The sequence below is a fragment of the Gluconobacter potus genome, from assembly GCF_015244705.1.
GTDB classification, from domain to species: Bacteria; Pseudomonadota; Alphaproteobacteria; order Acetobacterales; family Acetobacteraceae; genus Gluconobacter; species Gluconobacter potus.
Genome location: NZ_JABCQF010000002.1, coordinates 174471 through 195058, shown reverse-complemented (window position 1 = coordinate 195058; position 20588 = coordinate 174471). Strand labels below are relative to the sequence as shown.

Below are 20588 nucleotides of genomic sequence, written 5' to 3'. Positions count from 1 at the left end.
CGGTATCTTTTAGTTCAGCGCCATTCGCTCATGCGCCATGGCCTGTTCTTCCCCGAAGGACGGCCATTCAGACCGCGTCAGTGCCTTCAGCGAGGGAGAGGGCAGCCCCATGCGGTGCGCATAAAGCCATGTGTAGGTCAGGGCGCGATGGACATAGTCCCGCGTTTCCCCGTTGGGGAGCGTTTCCATAAAGAACAGCGGATCGTGCATGTCCGCCTTCTGTGCCCCTTCCCAGCGGGCAATGGCCCCCGGGCCGGCATTGTAGGATGCCAGAACCCGGACCAGATCGCCGCCTTCGGGAGGCGTAACGGTTGCGACCCGGCTGGACTGGTTCGCCAGATACAACACGTAGAGCTGCCCGATTTCCAGATTGGAGGACGGGTTATGCAGACGACTGACCATATCCGGCGCAACCGGGATCACCGCAACACCATGCGAATCATACGTCATGTGCGACGCAGTGACGAAGCTGGCCGTTACGGGACGGATCTGCATGAGGCCATGCGCTCCGGCACCTGACGTCGCCAAGGGGTCAAAGTTGGATTCAACCCGCGTCAGCGCATAGACCAGCGCCGGGTTCATCCGGAAGCCATGGCTGGGCTTCAGGGACGGCAGGGGAAGCGGCGTCGGCTTCGTTACCTGCGCTTCCTGATGCATGATGAGAGAGGCGAGCTGTTCGGACAGATCTTCATAACCCGCCGCCTGCGCCACGAGCTGAAGCGAGCGGGACCGCGCGCTGTCATCCGCAACATCGACCCACATCCGCCGGATCAGGTTCTCGGCCCGCATCCGCTCGCCGACCTGCAGCAGAGCGAAGAGCTGACGCCCCTGCGGAAGGGCCTCGACTGCCTCGACGTCGATTTCCGCAAGAACGGGCACCGGATCGTGCAGCGTGATCTCCACGCCGCCATCCGGCAGGCGCGCATGACCGTGCCGTCCAAGCTCAAGCGTCTGGGACGCCAGAATACCGTAGAAGGTCTCGTGGTGAATGGCGGCGCGATGGAGCCATTTCACATAGCCGACCATGTCATGACGCCGCCCTTCGGCACGTGCGGCCCAGAAGGCAGCGGCCGCGCGGAGTTCCACCGTCGTGACAGGCGCGTTGGCTGCGGACTGGAACAGGTCGTAGGCCGCCTCGATATGGCCTTCACGCCAGGCCGCCAGACCCGCAACATAAGCGGGCAGGCCCACCTGACTGTTGCCACGGCCAAATCCCGCGCTGCCCTGCCGCAGGGCCAGCAGGGTTTCGCCCTGGGACAGCAGTCCAAGAGCCACCTCGCCATAAAGCTGGGCGGCATAGGGCGCCGTCATGCCCGGCGTGATATCCACAAGATGCAGGGCGCTTTCCGCTCCCCGAACGCCGGAGAGCACCCGTTCCTGAACCGTCCGGTCCAGAAGCGGATTGCGCACAAAAGCATGAAGGAGGGGATCGACCGGGGCAGATGTGCCCTTCACGTCTTCAGCCCGCGCATCAGCGGCGAGCGGACGGACGAAGGACTGGGGCTGCACCGTTCCCGGAAGCGCGATTTTCAGCAGCAGGGCCTGAATACTGGCGGCATCGGGCTGGGACGCATAGTCATGCAGCCATTCCCGAAGCTGTTCGACGGCCGGATGGGCGCCTGGCGCCAGATAGCGCTCGGCCAGCACATCCGGCAGCAGGACATGATCCGTCACCAGACGCATCTGGTCCTGAACGATCCGGACATTGCCTTCCCGCTGCGCCTGAAAGATCAGCCGATAACGGCTGGCCATTGTCGCGGTGAGCGGATGGGGAAGCGAGACAATACCATCCCCGCCCAGAGACGGACGGGCTTCGGCAAAAGCGGTCTCATCCCCCACCGGCTCCGGCTGGGGGGGAAGGTTTTGTGTGCTTTCCGCACGCGCCGGGGACAGTGAGCCACCGGCCAGAATCAGCACGCTGACGAGCAAAGCCCGTGCGTTACTGCCAGAAATGAAAGGGGTTGTCCTTCGCATAGCAGCGGGTTGCTACCCGCTTTGCATGCCGTTGGCAAGAACTTGTTAAGATTGATGCAGCCTTGGACTGGGCAATGATATAACCCAACCTCAAAACAATCCAGTGGCAAACGCCTGTCCTGGCGCGTTTTTTTACGTTTTCCCGAAGTTTTTTGACGATGCCATTTGTACCGGTTCGGTCCTCATCCCTCCGGAGCCAGTTTCTCCATCAGAATCAGCAGATCCTGCCACGCATTCCGCCGCGCAGCCGCACTGGCCCGCAGTTGAAGGGGGTGTCGCATCGGCAGGAGCGGAACCGGAGTCGCGAGCCCGGGAACCGGAACCTCCGTCCACTTCCCGCGCAGCCGTCCGACAGCTGCATCCGGACCCAGCAGCATCTTCAGGGGCGTCACACCCATCGTCACCAGAAAGCGGGGCCGACACAGGGCAATCGTCCGCAGCAGGAGCGGATGGCAGGCCTGCATCTCCGTATCGCTTGGAGTCCGGCCGCCCGGCGGTCGCCACGGCAGGGCCGGCGCCATGGAAAGCTGCCCTCGCTCCAGCCCTGCTGACCGCAGCATCTTCTCCAGAAGCGACCCCGCCTCTCCCGCAAAAAGCGTGCCGGACCGGTCCTCGTCTGCATCGGGCGCCTCGCCGATCAGCATGAAGGGTGCGTCCTCCACAAAGACCGGTTCCAGCCGGTGCGTGGCAGTCCGGGCCAGAAACAAGTCGTCCGGTGCCTCTGTCAGCCGCATCAGGGTCGGAAGATCAGGCGCCTTCTCCAGCGCCTGCAGGGAGAGGCTCCCCGTTGCCGTTCCGGTAACCTTTGCGCTGGCCGGACGCGTACCATCCCACATTTCCGGCGAAGGCCGCGCAGCCGTCCGCTGCCCCTCGCTCTCACGCTGCGGCATGGAAGCGGGCAGCCGGGGGGCCGTCTCGGAAAGACGGTCCACGGGCAGTTCGCACAGAGCCTCGTCGGCTCCCCATTCATACTGAAGCTGGAGCGCGGCCAGAAGTTCGGCCCGGCTCACAACCGGCTGGGGCGTCATGATCTATCCGTTCTGGTTGCCTCCGGGCCGGCAGCCCTGCCCTCACGGAAAAGGAGGAGCGGTTGGCGTCAGGCCTCAAAGAGGGCTAGAGTTTCGTCCATTATGCAGATCACACGCGGCTGGCCCAGATCATTCGAGGATTTTTCCCGTCCGCTCCGTCTGGCGCTTCCTGCTCTTGTGCTGGGTGGCTGCCTCACGGAGGCTGCCGCGGCCGCCGTTCCTCCCGCCATGCTGCCGACCGTCAATCCCGAAAAATCCCTGACCGGCTGGATGATGGCCGCGACCGTCATGATGGAACGCGGAGACGTTTCCGCCGCCAATCTGGCGCTTTCGCATGCCCTGCCCCTCGCACCGCACAACCTCCAGTTGCAACACGATGCCCTGCGTTACGCCGCGATGGCCGGGAAGCAGACCGAGGCCATCAGACTCGCCAACGCACTGCCCGATCATGACGTCGGCAGCGATATCGGGACCCTCATTCTCGCGCAGGATGCCTTTGCCCGTCAGGACTGGGCCGAAATGCGCCGTATCCTGACCCGCAGCCCCCATCACGGTCCGCTCGTCGCCATTGCTGCCCCCACTCTCATGGCCTGGAGCCTTGCGGCCGAGGGACATGCCGACAAGGCCCTGAACCTGCTGGGAGAAGCGGCAGCCCAACCCGCGACCCGCAGACTGTATCTTCTGCATGCGGCCATGATCGCGGAATCGCTCCCTACCCCGCAGTTGGCGGGACAGCTTTATCACCGGACGGGAAATGCCTCCGGCGACCCGCTCACACTCCAGATCCTCTATGCACAGCTCTATGGGAGTTGGCTCGAACGCCATGGCCGTCACAAGGAGGCCAGCGACGCCATCGCAGCCCTTGGCGTGACATCTCCTCTGGCCTCTCTCGTCATCGGCCCGATCCAGCAGAGCCTTCCGCATCTGAAGAACCCGACCCCGTCCCTTGGCGGCGCGGTTCTCAACCTGCAGGTTGCCCTCATGATCACGGATGTCATCCAGCAGGACGGCATTCCGCGGGACCCGGCCATCATTGCCCTGCAACAGGCCATTTTTCTTGATCCCGGCCTGACAATCGCGCGCATCTTCCTGGCCGACACCTTTCGGGAAGCCAACCAGATCTCCAGCGGGCTGGCTGAACTGGATGGCATCCCCCCCTCCGATCCCCTCGCCGCCCTAGCTGCACAGGAGCGCATCAATCTGGCCCTGCGCTCGGGCGACTTGGAGCAGGAAGCGGATGCCCTGCATCGCGCCCTTGCCCTGCGTCCCGACAATCCCGAATTCCTGATCCAGCTTGCGGAAGTCGAAGACCAGCGCGGCAACCATACGCAGGCCATTGATCTCTATACCCGCGCCCTCAAAGCGTCCCCGCCCCGCAAGGAGATCCTGTGGCCCATCCTGCTCGGTCGCGCGATGGCTGCGGAAGAAAGCGGCAACTGGCCGATGGTCCAGGATGATATGAAGCATGCGCTGGAACTCGCGCCCGACCAGCCCGAAGTGCTCAATTTCGTGGGCTATGCCAATATCGAGCATGATGCCGATCAGGCTCAGGCCCTCGCCATGCTGAGAAAGGCCGTTGATCTCCAGCCGACTGATGCCTCCATTCAGGATAGCTATGCCTGGGCCCTGCTCAAATATCGCGCGGATATCAAAACCGCGCTCCCCATCCTCGTGCAGGCTGCGGAACATGCGCCCAGCGATGCTGAAATCGGCTACCATCTCGGCGTTGCCTACTGGTATCTCGGACGGCATACCGAAGCACAGGACCAGTGGAACCAGTCCCTGGACGACAATCCCCAGCCGCAGGATCGCGCCCTTCTGATGCAGGCGCTCCAGAACGGCGGCCCCCATCTCGCAGCTTTCGAACAGAAACAATGACCTTTCCAGACACGACTTCTTCCGCCGCTCCTCAGGCTAGTGCGCACGCCAAGATCAACCTGTTCCTGCACATTACCGGCCGCCGCGATGACGGCTATCACCTGCTCGACAGTCTTGCCGTGTTCGCAGGCGCTGCAGACCGCGTTACCCTTACTGCTCCAAGCGACACCATGTCGCTGACGATCGACGGACCGTTCGGTAAGGGCCTTGAAGCGGACGATCAGAATCTCGTGCTCCGTGCCGCCCGCGCTCTTCAGGCCCAGGCTGGCACCACGATTGGCGGCCTGACTGAATCCTTTCATCTGGAACTGCAAAAGAACCTGCCCGTCTCATCCGGTATCGGTGGCGGGTCGGCTGATGCGGCCGCCACGCTCCGTCTGCTGGCGCGGGAATGGAATGTCGATCAGGCAGCCCTCTTTCCGATCGCCGAGACACTGGGAGCGGATGTTCCCGTCTGCGTTGCCCAGCGCCCGACCCGGATGCAGGGCATCGGGGAAATTCTAGCCCCCGCTCCGGCGCTGCCAGATGCGGGTCTCCTGCTGGTCAATCCGGGCGTCGGTGTCTCAACACCGGACGTTTTCCGGGCCTTCGCAGCAGGAGGCGGTATTGTTGAGCGTCCCGAGCCGTTTCTGCCTGACCGCTGGAACACAGCGCAGGACATGGTAGCCGATCTGAACGCCACCACGAACGCTCTTCAGACCCCGGCCCTCTCACAATGCCCTGTCATCGGCACGGTTCTGGCCTCGATCGAGAGCCTGCCAGGCTGCCTGCTCAGCCGCATGAGCGGTTCGGGTGCCACCTGTTTCGGCATTTTCGCCAGCCCCGAAAGAGCTGTTTCCGCCGCCCGCGTCCTGAATGCACAGAGCGCACGTCTAGGTTGGTGGACATGGGCTGGTGGCTTTCACCACACTGAAGCTTCAATCTAATCACAACGCAACCGCACAGAAAGGCAACGGACGTCATGACAGCACCACGCATGCAGGTCACACGTTCAGAGGACGGCAAGACCATCATCCTGTCCTTCCTGGAAGGCAGTGGCATCTCCGGGAGTATTGCCCTAGACGAAAGCCAGCTCTCCCAGTTGATCACAAGTCTCGGTCTGGCGCATGCGAGCCTTATTGAAATGCGTCCGCCGGCGCCTATTGCCGGTGCACGCTTCACGCCGGTTTACACCACAAACTGGGCTCTTCAGATCGATGCCCTGACCGAAGGCTCCATGCTGGCTTTCCAGCATCCGGCTTATGGTCCGGTGGGGATCGTCTTCGCCCCGCAGGATGTCGAGCAGATCATTCGCGGCCTGCAGAAACAGCGCACCATGATCCGCTCCAACCCCGATGATGCCAGCAAGCCGAGCTGACGAAATCCTTCCGGGACCTTAAAAGAATTCTACCTCCCCCGCGTCGGGGGAAACCTGAACAACATCTGCCAGCAGACGCTGCCGAAGCTCTGCGAACGTCAGACGATCCACGATGGAACGCTGAACCTCCACATCCCTCACACTCCCCTCATGGCTCAACTGCTCGCAACACTGTGCCAGTTGCCCCAGAACCTGCGTGATCCTGTCAAAATCCTGCAAGAATGTGGCCTTCTCGTCCGGACACGCCTTCAGACAGGCATCCTCCAGCCGCTGCAGATCCTGCAGACTTACAGCCAACTGGGCCCGCACACCTTCCAGAATCTGAGGCAGTGCAAGATTCCCTGATGCCTCAGACACTGCAGATCGGCCCGAAAACGGCTTCGATGCGGGATTTGAGCGAACTGGCCGTAAAAGGCTTGGCCAGGAAATTGTTCACTCCTTCCGCAATAGCCTGCTGTACAAGATCCTTGCTGGCCTGTCCGGTCAGCATGATGAAGCCCGTTTTCGCCGTCCGTGCATTGCTTCTGACTGCTTTCAGAAGCTCGAGCCCGTCCATATCCGGCATGTTGAAATCCGAAATAATCAGATGAACCGGGTTGCTTTTGAGATGTTCGAGCGCTTCCAGCCCATTCCGGACACCAGCGATCTGTACGAACCCGATCTGGCTCAGCGTATTACGCAGGATAGAGCGGATGGATGTCTGATCGTCGACAAGAAGGACGGACATGGAGGAGGCTGAAATCATGGATATGTCTCCAGAGAGCGGCGTTCACAAAGATTGAGAATGGCTGGGCCAATGGCGGAAAGTGGAAGCTGCGTCTCGACAGCGCCCAGTTCGGATGCGGCCCGGGGCATGCCATAGATGACGGAACTCGCCCGGTCCTGACCGATTGTGGAGGCGCCCGCATGACGCATGGCTAGCAGGCCCTGCGCCCCGTCGCATTCCATGCCGGTCAGAATGACCCCCACAGCATTTTTCCCGACTGTGGTAGCGAGGGAATAAAACAGTTCATCCACCGAGGGACGGTGTCCGTTGACGGGTGGAGCCGCAACCAGCTGGCAGACATATTCTCCAGATCGCGCACCACAGCGGACGCGCAGATGGCGCTCTCCACCAGACGCGACATACACCGTGCCGGGTTTCAGCATATCGCCTTCTTCCGCAAGCCTGACTTCCGGCTTCACGATCCGGTCCAGACGACGTGCGAAGCTTTCTGAAAACTGCCGCGGCATGTGCTGCACGATAACCGTTGGCGGGCAGGCCACGGGGAAATGCCCCAGAACATCCGTCAGCGCTTCCACCCCCCCCGTCGATGCACCAATCCCGACGACTGTTCCTCTCTTCGGAACAGTCCTGTTTGCAGAATCTGTAGCAACCGGCATGGGAGCCTGCCGCTTCATGGCCGCGGCCCGGACAATCGCATCTCCCAGCCCCGCAAACGGATCCTCGCCGTTAGCCGCGGTCGTTTTCGAATACCACTCCGCTGCTCCCATCCGGAGCGACTGCTCAACCAGTCCCCGATGACTGGAAAGATGACCCGACACCATCACGACGGGCATCGGCCGCAACCTCATGATCTTTTCAAGAAACTGCAGACCATTCATGGACGGCATTTCGAAATCGAGCGTCAACACATCGGGATTCAGCTGCACGATAAGATCACGCGCTTCAAACGGCGTTCCGGCCGTCCCCACGATCTTTACTCTGGAATCGCGCCGGAGTGCGGCCGCAATCAGGGCACGGGTCGTCAGGGAATCATCAACGACGACAACGGTCAGGGGTCTTGCGCCACTCAAGAGCGCCTCCTGCCAGACGAAACCTTGCGATAGGCATTATGCCCGAAGCTTTCCATTCCAAACCGCTCAGGATGAGCGATACGCTCCGAGTGCCCCAGATAAAGCTCTCCCCCCAGGAAAATGCGTCCCGAGAGACTACCCCATAACCTGTCCTGCGTTTCGCGGTCGAAATAGATCGCGACATTCCGGCAGAAAATGGCATGGAAACAGGATGAAAATGGCCAGGGTTCAACCAGATTGAGGCGTCGGAAACGGATCATCTCCCGAATTTTTTCGGACATGATGACCCGATCGTCTTCAAGACGACAAGACGTCAGTATTCCGTCGTTAAAAAGAGCTTCAGCTTCTACAGAAGCATAGCTTCCCAAGCGGCCTTGCTTCAGAATATCGGAATCTATATCTGTCGCCAGAATTTTCGCTTTCAGATGTGGGATAGTGGACAGACATTTTATGACTGTCATGGCGATCGAATATGCTTCCTCACCACTCGAACAGGCCGCAGACCAGATCCTGAGTTCTTCTCCACGTTCAAGTCGGCCATATAACTGCTGACGAAGCAGGGATTCCAAGTATGAAAAATGGTGTTTTTCCCGATAAAAACTGGTGACATTTGTTGTCAGCGCCGAAACGAGGTGCTGGCGTTCATCAGAACCCGCTTCGCTCATCAGGAAAGCACAATACTCATCGAAACAGCCAAACCCTTCCTGCCGAACACGGCGGGAAATTCTGGAATAGACGAGGCCCTTTTTCTTTTCCGACAGAGAAATCCCGGCGTAACTCTTGGCAATTCCAGCGATAATCCGGAAATTTCCATCAGAAATTTCGTCTGTCTCCAGCACAGGGATCGCTGTCATTGCAGACTCCCCTCAAACAACGCATCTACATTCACAGAGAATATCAGACGATCTGCTACAGGCTGAATTCCATTCAGAAAATATTTGAGATCATCGCTGGACAATTCGGGAAGAGGCTTGAATTCCTCCTCATCCAAATCCGAAATATCTGTCACATTTGAAACCGAGAACCCGATAACCTTGTCTTTGTTTTTCAGGAAAATAATAGCTTTTTTCTCATTGCTGTTCTCAGAAACGCCCATCATCCGGGCCATATCCACGAGTGGAATTACGGATCCCCGAACATTCACCACTCCTTCAACAAACGCCGGTGCCGCCGGGAAAGGCGTTGCTTTTGACCAGGTCTTGATTTCCTTGACAGCCGAAATCGGGATGGAAAATTCCTGTTTTCCTAAAGAAAAGACCAACGATTTTTTCCCAATCATACTCTTTCCTCCAATGAACTTTCTCTTTTCTTCAAAAGCTCACCAAAGAGAAATTCCACATCCAGAATAAATGCTACGTTGCCATCGCCCAGAATGGTCGCAGTCGAGAAGCAGGCGATTTTTCGATAATTATCTTCGAGATTTTTCACCACGAACCTCGATTGATCGATAATCTTATCCACAATAAATGCCATTTTTTCTTCGTTTTCATTTTCGATAACGAAGCATATTTTCTGATTTTTCTTATCAGAAGGAATGCCCAGCAGGTCTGAGGCATAAATTACGGACAGATAACCATCCCGATAAGGGTATCCATATTTTCCTTCTCCAATATGAAACGCCTTACTGTTATCGAATATTATTGTCTCCGAAACATTATTGATCGGAACGACAAAATCCTGACCTTCCGATTTGAAGATAATGCCTTCGATAACGGAGAGGGTAAAAGGCAGAGAAATTGAAAATATCGTTCCTTTTCCCTTTGATGAACTGATGAAAATCCGTCCGTTGATCTGCTGGAGACTCTGTTTGACAACGTCCATCCCCACGCCCCGACCTGAGACATCGGTCACTTCTGCAACAGTCGAAAACCCCGGCTCGAAAATCAGCGAGTAGATTTCCTCCCGATCCAGTCTTTGACCCTTTTCAATAATCTTCTTTTCAACAGCTTTTTCGTAGATCCTGTCCGGGTCCAGACCGGCCCCGTCATCCTGAATTTCCACGATGATCCGACCCGAGCGTTGAAAGGCGCGCAGTCGAAGCAGACCCTCGGGGTCCTTTCCCGCCTGCGCCCTGACCTCTGGACTTTCAATGCCGTGATCAATGGCATTGCGAACCATGTGGGTCAGAGGATCGGAGAGCTTTTCAAGAATGGACCGATCAACCTCCGTGTCCTCTCCTTCCAGAACAAGCCGCACCTGCTTTTCTGTCAGTCTGGCCGTCTCCCGCACAACACGCCCCAGCTTTTGGAAGACCGTCTTGATCGGATAGGCGCGCATCGTAATGACGTTTTCCTGCAATTCGTGGATAAGCTGCTCCTGCGCCGTGACCACGTTTCCCAGAAATGAATCTCCCGGCACCTTGTTGCGACGCATCTGGGATTGAATGGCCCCCTGGTTGATCACCAGCTCTCCAATCAGATCGACCAGTTTGTCGATCCGCTGGATATCAACCCGAACGGTAGCAGAATCCTTGCGCTCGGCTCCTTTCCGAACCTGTGGATCCGTCTTCTCTTCTGCAACCGGAGCAGATGGTATTGTGGTTTGTTCAGGTTCTTCCGGCACAGATGTAATGACCGCGTGCAGATCATCGCCGCACCAGTCAAAAATCTCATCAATGCTCTCTCGTGATTTTTCTGTTGTCAGCAGAATTTGCCACGTCAGATAACTCTGACCCGGTGAAATATCGGCAAGAAGTGGCACAGCATCACTATCAACCTGTACCTTAATCTGCCCCAGACCTTCCAATGCCATCAGGATATTCCGGATGTCATCTCCGCGCTCATAAAACTCCGGGGATACAATCAGGACAATTGAAAACTGCTGCTCACTGGGTGCATCAATTTCAATTTTCACCGGCGCAAAAGACATGCCGAAGATATCTTCTGTTCCGACCTTTTCAGAGGCCGGCTCCGGTTCCGAAGCATCAGACCCGAGATAGTGCTCCAGTTCGGCAGTTATCTCCGGAGCAACATCATAAGTGCTGGCTCCATTTTTAAAGTCTGAAACGATATCCGACAACGCATCCTTGCACTTGAGAAAAACCCTGATGCTCTCAGCATTTACGGACAGTTCTCCTGACCGGAAACGGTCAAGCACGCTCTCGAACAGATGGGAGAATCTTACCAGATCTTCCATACCAAAGGCGGCCGCTCCGCCCTTGATGGAGTGAACGCACCGGAAGATCGTATTAATCTTCTCTCCACTCTCGGGCTCGTCCTCAAGCGCCGTCAGCTCTTCTTCCAGAAGCGTGAGTTGCTCGTCGCATTCATCAAAAAAAATCAGCCGGATCGCGTCCATATCATCGGTGAAATCTTCAGTGCTCATGCGCTGACACGCCTCACCGCGGCAAGCAGCTTGGGACCATCGAACGGTTTGACGATCCACCCGGTCGCACCTGCTTCACGTGCGGCACGACGAAGATCGTCACCGGATTCCGTCGTCAGAAAAATGATAGGGACGTATTTTGTATCTGACCGCGCGCGAAGGGCTCTGGTCAGTTGCAGGCCATCCATACGCGGCATGTTCAGATCCGTTATGATGACTGCCGGCAGAAAATCGGAAATTTTTTTCAGCGCTTCAACGCCATCTTCTGATGTTTCCACCTCATAACCGTCTTTGCGCAGCTCTCGACTGACAAGGTCCCGCATGGTTCGGGAATCATCAACGACCAGAATATTCATGCGTCGCCCTGCGCCTCCAGAAGAAAATCTCCGCCCATCAGCTGAAGATTTTCTCTCATCGCATCAGAAATATTCCTGATCTCGAAACCGGCATCCTGCACCTGCGCCGTTTGGTACGCGGAGACAAGCAACTGGAAACAGAGGCCACCGATCCGGCCAACCTGACTTCCATCCAGAACAAACTCCCTCTCTTCCTTTTTGAGGAGTTCCGAAAAAGGAACGGCGTATTTGGTGTCCAGTAGCTCAGGCAGCATCAGAACGCTCATCAGCGGAACTCCTCCCATCCTTCATCCGATGTCTGAAAGGACTCATTTCCCCACTGCGACGATGGAAGATCAGAGGCTGGCATTTCGCTCTCGAAAAGAGGTTTTTCGGCGTCATGCAGGCTTTTCAGACGAAACCGCTGAAGGCTTCCGACGAGTTCCCGGGCCTCCGCGCTCAGGTTATGACTGGCGGCCGTCGCCTCTTCGACCATCGCAGCATTCTGCTGGGTGTTCTGATCCATCTGGCTGACCGCAACGCTGATTTCCGAAAGGTCATTGGCCTGACTGCGCGCAGCCGTCGCGATTTCACCGATCAGGACGCTGATTTCACTGACATTTTCCACGATGGATTTCATCGCGCCCCCTGTCTCTTCGACCAGGGAGCTGCCCCGGCTGACCTGCTGCGTGCTTGAAGTGATGAGCCCCTTGATTTCCTTGGCGGCATCAGCCGAGCGCTGAGCCAGGGCCCGGACTTCGGCGGCGACGACGGCAAACCCCTTGCCTGCATCTCCCGCCCGGGCGGCTTCAACGCCGGCGTTCAATGCCAGGAGATTGGTCTGAAAGGCGATGTCATCAATCAGGCCAAGGATCTGCGCAATATGGATGGAAGACTGCTGGATGTCCTGCATGGCCGCGGTGGCGGCAGCCATCACTTCCCCCGATCGCTCGGCCCGGTCACGGGTCTGGCTTGCGACTTCACTGGCATGGACAGACGCTGCCGCCGTCTTTCGGACAGTCTCCGTGACGTTCCCCACCGAGACTGTGGTTTCTTCAAGCCGGGCGACCTGAAGTTCCGTGCGACGGGCCAGATCGTCAGCCGCCGAGGCGATTTCCGCCGATCCGGAGGAGATCGTTGAAATGCTGTCATTCAGCGACACCATCATCTTCTGAAGCGACGATGCGGTATCATTGAAATCCTGCCGCAGCCGGTCGTACCGGTCCGGCAGAGCTTCTTCGAGACGAAAGTCCAGTTCGCCATCACGCAGACTGGCCATTGCATTCCCGAGAACCGCAATGACGCGCTCATGCTCGGATGCTTCTTCTCTTGCCGACTGGCGGGCGTCTTCAGCCTCAACCCGCACAGCGGCAAGGGCAGACTGCGCCTGTGCGGTCATGGCGTCGCTGCGCTCGGCATGCGTCCGAGCTTCGCCGAGCAGGACCTGCAAGCGGATCAGGCTGGCTTCACGGACGTTCCGTGGCAGCGTTCCTTCCGACGCAAGTTGCCTCACGCCTCCGGCCAGATCGTCCCCGTAGGCTGCGACCTGAAAGAAGGCGACGATTCCAGCAGCACAAAAGAGACCAAGAAGCGCCAGTTCAGGGAAAACGGACTGCCAGATATCTGCAGTATGGCTCCCCTCAGTCTTCAGGTGCCATCCCACCAGACAGACAGAAACAGCGACAGGAATGGCAAACGCCAGAAGCAGGCGCCTGCGCAACAGGGAACTCCGCTGCATGGGAACAAAGCGCATGTCGGACATGCCAGACCGCCTCCAGAAACACAGATCACACCACGACAGCCGCATGCAGCCGACCAGATGCTTCCCTTCCTAGAGAACAGTTGATTGAAACTCCGTTAATGCCTCTCAGACTTCTTCAGTTGGCTGATACTGGAATATCGACATCGTGCTGGACGAACATCCAGTGGCCCCAGCGGGGAATCCAGATCCGGTAATGCCGGAGAACATCCGCTCCCAGCAGGGCATCCGTATCGGGAAGATCACCCCCGACCCTCAGGACGACATCGCGAAAAACGATATCGCCCATCTGGAGGGTATCGAAATGATGGCGATAATTTTTCACCGGATCCCGCGTGAGGCCATAACCGGTCGTGACCGGATCCTTTTCCAGCATGGCACGCGTCACACCCGCAGCTCTTGCGCCATCCATGCTAATCAGGCTGCTGGCTGCTCCCGTATCAAGAACAGCATCGGTCGCGTGGCCATTCAGGCGGATATCCAGCGTAGTTTTCTGGCCGCCGTTATAGGGATGGCTGATGGGAACCGTGTGAATACGACCCGTCCATCCGGGCGTCGGCGTTTCACAGTCTTCAGTTTCAACCAGGCGCACCCGATGAGACGGCATGTCCACGACCGTATCGTAGCGTCCCAGAAAATCACGCCCGAACAATCCCACAATCGGGAGGCCGGCGATCTTTCCGGTAAACTTCCCGGCCCCGGCCACAGCGATGTTCAGAGCCTTGGAACTTCCCATGTCCAGCGTGCGGATTGTCATGACACGCGCATACTCGTCTCCCCCGACGCCACGGACGAACACGGTCCCACCTGTATCGTCCAGACCGAGCGGCTCCACGAAATTCTTCCCGATCGTGGTGGAGAAAGCCCCCGTATCAACAATCAGTGCAACCGGATGCCCATTGATCGCGGCACGAACGATGGGACTTCCCCAGTCATTCAGAACCGGCATGTCACCGCTTATGAACAGTTTGCACTGACGCGGACCACTCTCGCACCCGGCAAGAACAGTCCCCATCAGCAGAAGCGCACCCAGTCGGCCCAGCGTCATGACATCCCCGCATCTGTATCGATCCGTTACAAAGGACACGTCCCATCCGGACCGGGCAAGGCAGTTTTTTTGCCCGGGTGAGCTTTTTTTTCAGAAAACCCTATTGCCACCCCCAGGGCAGGCTGATAAATCACCGCCACCGACCGAGAGGAAGCCAAACAGCTTCCCGAACGGAAGGTCCCAAGATGCTGGAAAGCAGCTTTGCGGGTGTAGCTCAGTTGGTTAGAGCGCCGGCCTGTCACGCCGGAGGTCGCGGGTTCGAGCCCCGTCACTCGCGCCACTCCTCTTCTGGAGTTGGCCACATTCCCAGAAAAAACAAATTCCGAAAACGATCGCTTACCTCTAGGTAAGGATATGGTTTTCTTCATTCTGAAATGTCTGATCTCGGGTGTTCTGATCGCGGCGGCCTCAGGCGTCGCGCGACGTTATCCGGGAGCGGGTGCCCTGATTGCGTCCCTGCCGCTGGTATCGGTTCTGGGCATGATCTGGCTCTGGGTGGAAAAACCTGACCGCATCGTCATGAGCCGCCATGCGGAAGCGACGTTCTGGTATGTACTTCCGTCCCTGCCGATGTTTCTGCTCATCCCGCGGCTGCTGAGAGTGGGAGTGCCGTTCTGGGTGGCTCTGATGGCAGGGTGTGCCCTTACGATCATCCTGTATCTCGGGACGATTTGGGCGCTTGCACGGTTTGGTTCAGGGAGCTGAGGACGTCTCAACCCGTGTGTGCCAGATAAACGTCCAGAACCTCGTCGGGTGAGCCATCCATCCGGACATGGCCGTTCTCCAGCCACAGGACACGCGTGCACCACTGACGCATGATTTCGGGCTGATGGGTCGAGAGCACCAGGATCTCCGCCTTCTGGACGAGTTCCTCAAGCCGGGTGCGGGCCTTGTTCATGAAAATGCCGTCGCCTGCCAGGAACCATTCATCCATCAGCAGGATCTCCGGGGCAGACGCCGTCGCCAGACCGAACGCCAGGCGGACACTCATGCCCGCACTGTAGGCTTTCACCGGCATGTCCATGTAAGGCCCGAGCTCCGCGAAGTCCTGTACGTCCTGTTCGATCCGGTCGATCTGCTGGCGTGACAGTCCTTCATACCGGCCTTTGAGACGGATGTTCTCACGACCGGTCAGATCGGGATTCATACCCAGACTGCTATCCAGCAGGGTCCGCATCGTCCCCTCAAGCCGGACTCGCCCGGCAACAGGCTCATAGATGCCGGCCAGCGCCCGCAGGAGGGTGGTCTTGCCAGCGCCGTTACTGCCAATCAGCCCCAGCCGCTCGCCGGAGCGCAGCGTGAAACTGATTTCCCGCAGTACGCTGACAATCGTGCGTTCCCGCTGGTCATGCATCAGATGCGCCGATGGCGAGGACGGTGCAAAGCGGGTCAGGGTCTTGCCGACCTGCCGTTTCAGGGAGCGGCTCTGGCCATGATACAGTGGAAAATCGATACAGAGACGGTCAACAACGATACCGGGCATCAGATCAGATCCAGTAAGGAATGCGCGACCGCATCCGGCAGAACAGGATGGCCGCCAGAAGCCACAGGAGCACGCTGTGCCCAATGGCCGCTCCCCAGACAACCGCATCAACCGTCCGCCCCAGAAGAGGCGCGCGCACGATTTCAAGAAGCGAATAGAACGGGTCGAGCAGCAGATACTGACGCCCGGTCGTGATCAGCTCGGGCTTCCAGATGACCGGCGTCACAAAGAAGAAGATCTGCAGCAGGGACGCCACGATCGGTGCGATATCGCGAAACCGCGCGCCCAGCATCCCGATGAGCAGGATGACGCAGAAGCTGTCCACGATCCAGACCGGAAGGCTGAGAAGCAGGCTCCAGATCTGGTGTGGCCAGATCCGGAAGACCGCAAATACGACGGCGACTACCACCATATTATGAAGCAGGATCAACAGGTTCCGGACGATCACCTGCATGACGGGGAGGCTGGCCGGAATCCGCATCGAATGGAACAAGGGGGTGTTCTGTGTGAAGACCGTTCCTGCATCATTGACCACCGTGCCGATATATCCCCACAGCACGATCGAAAGCGACAGGAAGGGCAGATAGGTTCTCAGGTCCATGTGGAAGAGGTAGCCGTACACCACACCCGTTGCGCCAATCATCACGGCGGTGGAGAGCGTCAGCCACAGCGGCCCCAGAATGGAGCCGCGATACCGCATCTTGATGTCCAGCCAGCCAAGCGCCGCGGCGAGCGGAAACAGCCGCAGACCTGCCCTCAGATCGGCTGCGGCAGAGCGGACAAGCCCCCATCCACGCTGGGGTTCAAGAACCAGAACAGGAGAACGGGCATTCATGTCTTCCATGCGCTCTCCCTACCATGAAAGCGTGTCCTGCCCATCCCCCCTGACGGCCGAAACCACCCTCTGCCGCCCTCGCAACAGGATGGCGTGATGATTTCCCTTGCATCCTGCGCCAACCTCGCCGACATGCTGCGGTCATGTCATATGCTGTGAAGGAAATGTTCGTGACCCTCCAGGGCGAGGGTGCACAGACAGGCCGCGCATCGGTGTTCTGCCGCTTCGCCGGCTGCAACCTGTGGTCGGGCCGCGAGCAGGATCGCGCCACGGCCGCCTGCACGTTCTGTGATACCGATTTCATCGGCACGGATGGTGAAGGCGGCGGCCGTTTCGAGACGGCTGAGGCCCTGGCCTCCACCATCGAGGCCTGCTGGACCGGTACGGCCGATGACAGCGGCCGGCGCTATGTCGTCTTCACGGGCGGCGAACCCCTGCTCCAGCTTGATGACGCCCTGATTGCCGCCGTAAAGGCCCGCGACTTCGAAATTGCGGTGGAAACCAACGGCACCATCGCAGGTCCCGCAGGAATCGACTGGATCTGCGTCAGCCCCAAACCAGGCGGTGCACTCGTGCAGACTGAAGGTGCAGAACTCAAGCTGGTCTATCCCCAGCCCGAACTGCCGCCCGAACTCTTCGAGCAGTTCGCGTTCCGCCATTTCTGGCTTCAGCCGATGGACGGCCCCGACCGCATCGCCAACACACAGGCCGCCGTGGCTTACTGCCTGAGCCATCCGCGCTGGCGCCTGTCGCTCCAGACCCACAAGCTGATCGGAATCCCCTGACCATGACCATCAGCAGCAACACTGCTCTTGTCCTGTTCTCTGGCGGTCAGGATTCCGCGACCTGCCTCGCCTGGGCCCTCTCCCGCTTCGACCGTGTCGAGACCGTTGGCTACGCCTACGGACAGCGCCACGCCATCGAACTCGAATGCCGCGAGACTTTGCGGAACGAGATGGCTGCCTTCTCACCGGACTGGAAAGCACGCCTCGGCGATGACCACACGATCGACCTCGCTTCCCTCGGCGCCCTGTCTGAAACGGCCCTGACCCGCGAGGCCGAGATCGGACTGAGCGAGAACGGCCTCCCCAATACGTTCGTACCCGGCCGCAACATCATCTTCCTGACCTTCGCAGCGGCTCTCGCCGTCCGCCGCAATGCACGGCACATCGTCACGGGCGTCTGCGAAACCGACTATTCCGGCTATCCGGACTGTCGGGACGATACGATCAAGGCCCTTCAGGTTGCCCTGAACCTCGGCATGGACCAGCGCTTCGTTCTGCACACGCCCCTGATGTGGATCGACAAGGCCCAGACCTGGGATCTGACGGAAGAACTCGGCGGCCAGAAGCTCGTGAACCTCATCAATCGGGACAGCCATTCCTGTTACATGGGCGACCGCACGCATCAGCATGACTGGGGTTATGGCTGTGGCACCTGTCCGGCCTGCAACCTGCGTGCCGATGGCTGGCGGCGTTACCAGCAGAGCCGCCGTTCGCACGGAGGCGCCGCATGACTGCTGAACTCGTCTTCACCCGTCGTTTCTGTATGGGACACCGGCTTATCACGGGAGCCAGCGAACGCTGCGCCATTCCGCACGGTCATAATGAATATGTCCGCGTGACGCTGCGTCCGGCGAAGCAAGCCCGGCTGGATGGCCATGCGAACATGATCCTGCCCTTCGCCGAGGCCAAGACGCGCTGGCACCATTTCGTGGATAACAGCCTCGATCACGCGCTTCAGCTCTCGGAAACCGATCCGCTGCTTGCATGGTTCCGCGAGAACGAACCCGAACGCGCCCAGCGCATCGTCGTCACGCCTGGTGACCCGACGACCGAACTTATGGCCGCTCTCATGCTCGCCAAACTGACCGCCATCCTCGCGGATCAGGGCGACATCCTGCGTGTCCATGAGATCGAACTGGAAGAAACGCCCACCAACACCGTCCGTCTTGGCGGCAATCCGCAGCATTACCTGCCCACCGTTTCGCGGCCACCGGAACAGTGCTGGTGGAACAGGCCGGACGCCAGTATCGCCTGACGCCCGGTCCGGAGCCTTGGTCTCAGACCTTATGGACCGAGGCGTCGTAGATCTGATCGATCGTCTCGCCCAGCGTCGCGTCGAACTGCGCATCATCCATCTGATGCCGCAGATCCCCGATCAGGGCCCGGGAGAAACTCGCGATCATCCGATGATTGTGCCGCAGTTTTTCGCAGGCCTGATCCAACGGATAGCCACCGGACAAGGCAACGACACGGACCATGCGCGGATCACGCGCGATATCGTCATACAGATCAGGCACTTCCGGGATCGTCACCTTCAGCATGATCCGCGCGTCTTCGGGAAGCTTCTGAAGCTCCTCCAGAACATAATCATGCAGAAGCTGCTCACAGGCCTTCTTGTCCGGGCTCTTGATCAGCACTTCCGGCTCCAGGATGGGGACCAGCCCATGCCTGCGAACCTGCTCTGCCACCGCGAACTGCTGCTGCACGATAGCGCGAATCCCGCTCTCGGACGGCAGACGGATCGTGGAGCGTTCCTTCGTCCCATAGACACCCAACTTCACGGCCCGCGCCAGCAGCTCATCCAGCCCCGGCATCGGCTTCATAAGCTGGACACCGTCTGCTTCCGCCTCCAGGCCCTTGTCGATCTTTACGAACGGAACAACCCCCCGCTCGCGCCAGAGATAGGCCGGGACCGGTTCGCCTTTCACGTCTCCATCCATGGTTCGCTCGAACAGGATCGCCCCGATCACTTTGTCTCCCGTGAAAGACGGCGCCGTGATGATCCGCACCCGCATCTCGTGCATCCGCGCGAACATCTCGCTCTCGCCCGAGTAATCGCTTTCAGGGATGCCATACTGTTTCAGCGCACCAGGCGTGGAGCCGCCGCTCTGATCCAGAGCAGCGATAAATCCGCCTTTTTCCGCCATCTGTGACATCATTGTTTCCGCGGTACTCATCAAGATCCCCTTCGATACAGGGAAAACCGTCACCACTCCCGAAGGACCCCACGGATCACCCCCTGTCGCGGCACGTTTCCCGACACAGCCCAATCGCACGGATACCCGGGGAGTTCCGGTACGACGGTTTCAAGAAACCGTACCGCAAGCCTGCCCCCTCATGAAGGCGCAACACCACTCACCAAATCAGGATGAACCGTCCCCGGACCCGTACGGAGCATTTTCATAAAGCGCCAGAAACGCTTCGATATCGTCACTCATCAGACGCCCGGAGCGTTCTTCCACCAGCGTTTCCGGCCATTTCCACCATGCCAGCGCCAGCAGACGCGCAATGACCGTTTCGGAAAAACGGTAGCGGATCACTTTTGCCGGATTACCGCCGACAATCGCATAAGGCGGCACCGATTTCGTGACGAGAGCCTGCGCGGCAATAACGGCGCCATCCCCAATCGTCACCCCGGACATGATCGTGGCATGCGCCCCGATCCAGACATCATTGCCAATGATGACGTCGCCTTTGGAGGAGTGATCGTCCTCCCCCTCTTCGGCAGGGGGCCAGAAATGCGAAAGGGTTTTGAAAGGATAGGTGCTGACCAGATCGGCGCGATGGTTACCCAGGATGATCGTGACACCGGGCCCGATCGAGCAGTAATCACCGATCGTCAGACCAGCCTCTCCCGCTTCGAGGATGACCGGGGCGCCGTAGGTATGCGGACCGATCTGCCAGCCCCATTCATCGATCTGATAGGCCAGCGCATAACGCGTCAGGGCCTGAAACGCACGCTCTCCAAATGCCATGAGGGCCACT

The 20588-nt window shown here is 58.8% G+C and carries 23 protein-coding genes and 1 tRNA gene; 8 read left to right on the top strand and 16 right to left on the bottom strand.

The genetic code is table 11. The features are described from left to right. Positions 1–9: 9 nt before the first annotated feature. Positions 10–1974 carry a transglycosylase SLT domain-containing protein gene (locus tag HKD31_RS05015; RefSeq protein ID WP_194264312.1) on the bottom strand — a complete coding sequence of 655 codons (1965 nt, stop codon included), beginning with the start codon at positions 1972–1974 and terminating at the stop codon, positions 10–12. Positions 1975–2156: 182 nt separating this feature from the next. Further along, a complete protein-coding gene (locus HKD31_RS05010; protein ID WP_194264313.1) occupies positions 2157–3002 on the bottom strand; it encodes a uracil-DNA glycosylase in 846 nt (281 codons plus the stop codon). 102 nt (positions 3003–3104) lie between these two features. On the opposite strand from HKD31_RS05010, the gene HKD31_RS05005 reads away from it, so the two are divergent. Genes HKD31_RS05005 through HKD31_RS04995 form a run of 3 tightly spaced genes read left to right on the top strand, consistent with a single transcriptional unit; the run spans position 3105 to position 6237 of the window. Then, positions 3105–4880, top strand: a complete 1776-nt coding sequence (locus HKD31_RS05005; protein ID WP_194264314.1) for a tetratricopeptide repeat protein — start codon at positions 3105–3107, stop codon at positions 4878–4880. Beyond that, entirely contained in the window at positions 4877–5806 is a 930-nt protein-coding gene (locus HKD31_RS05000; RefSeq protein WP_194264315.1) for a 4-(cytidine 5'-diphospho)-2-C-methyl-D-erythritol kinase, read from the top strand. The genes HKD31_RS05005 and HKD31_RS05000 overlap by 4 nt, the downstream gene beginning before the upstream one ends. 35 nt (positions 5807–5841) lie before the next feature. Further along, positions 5842–6237, top strand: coding sequence for a hypothetical protein (locus tag HKD31_RS04995; protein ID WP_228120235.1), 396 nt, complete (start codon positions 5842–5844; stop codon positions 6235–6237). Between the two features lie 18 nt (positions 6238–6255). Here HKD31_RS04995 and HKD31_RS04990 read toward each other — a convergent pair whose 3' ends face one another. The 10 genes from HKD31_RS04990 to HKD31_RS04945 all read right to left on the bottom strand — a co-directional run bounded on the left by HKD31_RS04990 (position 6256) and on the right by HKD31_RS04945 (position 14500). Further along, complete coding sequence (locus HKD31_RS04990) at positions 6256–6534, bottom strand: hypothetical protein (RefSeq protein WP_194264316.1); 279 nt, start codon at positions 6532–6534, stop codon at positions 6256–6258. Between the two features lie 52 nt (positions 6535–6586). Further along, the gene (locus HKD31_RS04985) at positions 6587–6982 is read right to left on the bottom strand and encodes a response regulator (protein WP_194264317.1); all 396 of its coding nucleotides are present in this window, start codon (positions 6980–6982) and stop codon (positions 6587–6589) included. Continuing rightward, a complete protein-coding gene (locus HKD31_RS04980; RefSeq protein WP_194264318.1) occupies positions 6979–8034 on the bottom strand; it encodes a protein-glutamate methylesterase/protein-glutamine glutaminase in 1056 nt (351 codons plus the stop codon). Before HKD31_RS04980 ends, HKD31_RS04985 begins: the two co-directional genes overlap by 4 nt. Then, positions 8031–8888: a CheR family methyltransferase gene (locus HKD31_RS04975; protein ID WP_194264319.1), complete on the bottom strand. Its 858-nt coding sequence runs from the start codon at positions 8886–8888 to the stop codon at positions 8031–8033. Before HKD31_RS04975 ends, HKD31_RS04980 begins: the two co-directional genes overlap by 4 nt. Next, on the bottom strand, positions 8885–9313 hold the full coding sequence (locus HKD31_RS04970; RefSeq protein WP_194264320.1) for a chemotaxis protein CheW: 429 nt from the start codon (positions 9311–9313) through the stop codon (positions 8885–8887). The genes HKD31_RS04975 and HKD31_RS04970 overlap by 4 nt, the downstream gene beginning before the upstream one ends. After that, complete coding sequence (locus HKD31_RS04965) at positions 9310–11358, bottom strand: chemotaxis protein CheA (protein ID WP_194264321.1); 2049 nt, start codon at positions 11356–11358, stop codon at positions 9310–9312. The genes HKD31_RS04970 and HKD31_RS04965 overlap by 4 nt, the downstream gene beginning before the upstream one ends. Next, positions 11355–11714, bottom strand: coding sequence for a response regulator (locus HKD31_RS04960; protein WP_194264322.1), 360 nt, complete (start codon positions 11712–11714; stop codon positions 11355–11357). Before HKD31_RS04960 ends, HKD31_RS04965 begins: the two co-directional genes overlap by 4 nt. Further along, on the bottom strand, positions 11711–11980 hold the full coding sequence (locus HKD31_RS04955) for an STAS domain-containing protein (RefSeq protein ID WP_194264323.1): 270 nt from the start codon (positions 11978–11980) through the stop codon (positions 11711–11713). Before HKD31_RS04955 ends, HKD31_RS04960 begins: the two co-directional genes overlap by 4 nt. Then, positions 11980–13455 (bottom strand): methyl-accepting chemotaxis protein, encoded by a 1476-nt coding sequence (locus HKD31_RS04950; RefSeq protein ID WP_194264324.1) that lies wholly within the window; start codon positions 13453–13455, stop codon positions 11980–11982. The genes HKD31_RS04955 and HKD31_RS04950 overlap by 1 nt, the downstream gene beginning before the upstream one ends. Before the next feature lie 115 nt (positions 13456–13570). Beyond that, positions 13571–14500, bottom strand: coding sequence for a retroviral-like aspartic protease family protein (locus tag HKD31_RS04945; RefSeq protein WP_194264325.1), 930 nt, complete (start codon positions 14498–14500; stop codon positions 13571–13573). A 203-nt stretch (positions 14501–14703) separates the two neighbouring features. Here HKD31_RS04945 and HKD31_RS04940 point away from each other — a divergent pair. Next, positions 14704–14780: transfer RNA gene (locus HKD31_RS04940), tRNA-Asp, on the top strand. A 74-nt stretch (positions 14781–14854) separates the two neighbouring features. Continuing rightward, positions 14855–15205: a DUF3147 family protein gene (locus tag HKD31_RS04935; protein WP_194264326.1), complete on the top strand. Its 351-nt coding sequence runs from the start codon at positions 14855–14857 to the stop codon at positions 15203–15205. 7 nt (positions 15206–15212) lie between these two features. Here HKD31_RS04935 and HKD31_RS04930 read toward each other — a convergent pair whose 3' ends face one another. After that, complete coding sequence (locus HKD31_RS04930) at positions 15213–15983, bottom strand: ABC transporter ATP-binding protein (RefSeq protein WP_194264327.1); 771 nt, start codon at positions 15981–15983, stop codon at positions 15213–15215. Between the two features lie 4 nt (positions 15984–15987). Next, complete coding sequence (locus HKD31_RS04925) at positions 15988–16818, bottom strand: ABC transporter permease (protein WP_228120234.1); 831 nt, start codon at positions 16816–16818, stop codon at positions 15988–15990. Positions 16819–16961: 143 nt separating this feature from the next. On the opposite strand from HKD31_RS04925, the gene queE reads away from it, so the two are divergent. The 3 genes from queE to HKD31_RS04910 are packed head-to-tail and all read left to right on the top strand — an operon-like array spanning position 16962 to position 18858. Further along, positions 16962–17603 carry a 7-carboxy-7-deazaguanine synthase gene (gene queE, locus HKD31_RS04920; protein WP_194264329.1) on the top strand — a complete coding sequence of 214 codons (642 nt, stop codon included), beginning with the start codon at positions 16962–16964 and terminating at the stop codon, positions 17601–17603. Between the two features lie 2 nt (positions 17604–17605). Further along, entirely contained in the window at positions 17606–18334 is a 729-nt protein-coding gene (gene queC, locus HKD31_RS04915) for a 7-cyano-7-deazaguanine synthase QueC (RefSeq protein WP_194264330.1), read from the top strand. Further along, the gene (locus HKD31_RS04910; protein WP_062458507.1) at positions 18331–18858 is read left to right on the top strand and encodes a 6-carboxytetrahydropterin synthase; all 528 of its coding nucleotides are present in this window, start codon (positions 18331–18333) and stop codon (positions 18856–18858) included. Before queC ends, HKD31_RS04910 begins: the two co-directional genes overlap by 4 nt. Before the next feature lie 22 nt (positions 18859–18880). Here the strand turns inward: HKD31_RS04910 and HKD31_RS04905 are convergent, their stop codons facing one another. After that, on the bottom strand, positions 18881–19780 hold the full coding sequence (locus tag HKD31_RS04905) for a fructose bisphosphate aldolase (RefSeq protein WP_194264331.1): 900 nt from the start codon (positions 19778–19780) through the stop codon (positions 18881–18883). A gap of 186 nt (positions 19781–19966) precedes the next feature. After that, positions 19967–20578 (bottom strand): CatB-related O-acetyltransferase, encoded by a 612-nt coding sequence (locus HKD31_RS04900; protein ID WP_194264332.1) that lies wholly within the window; start codon positions 20576–20578, stop codon positions 19967–19969. Positions 20579–20588: the final 10 nt, after the last annotated feature.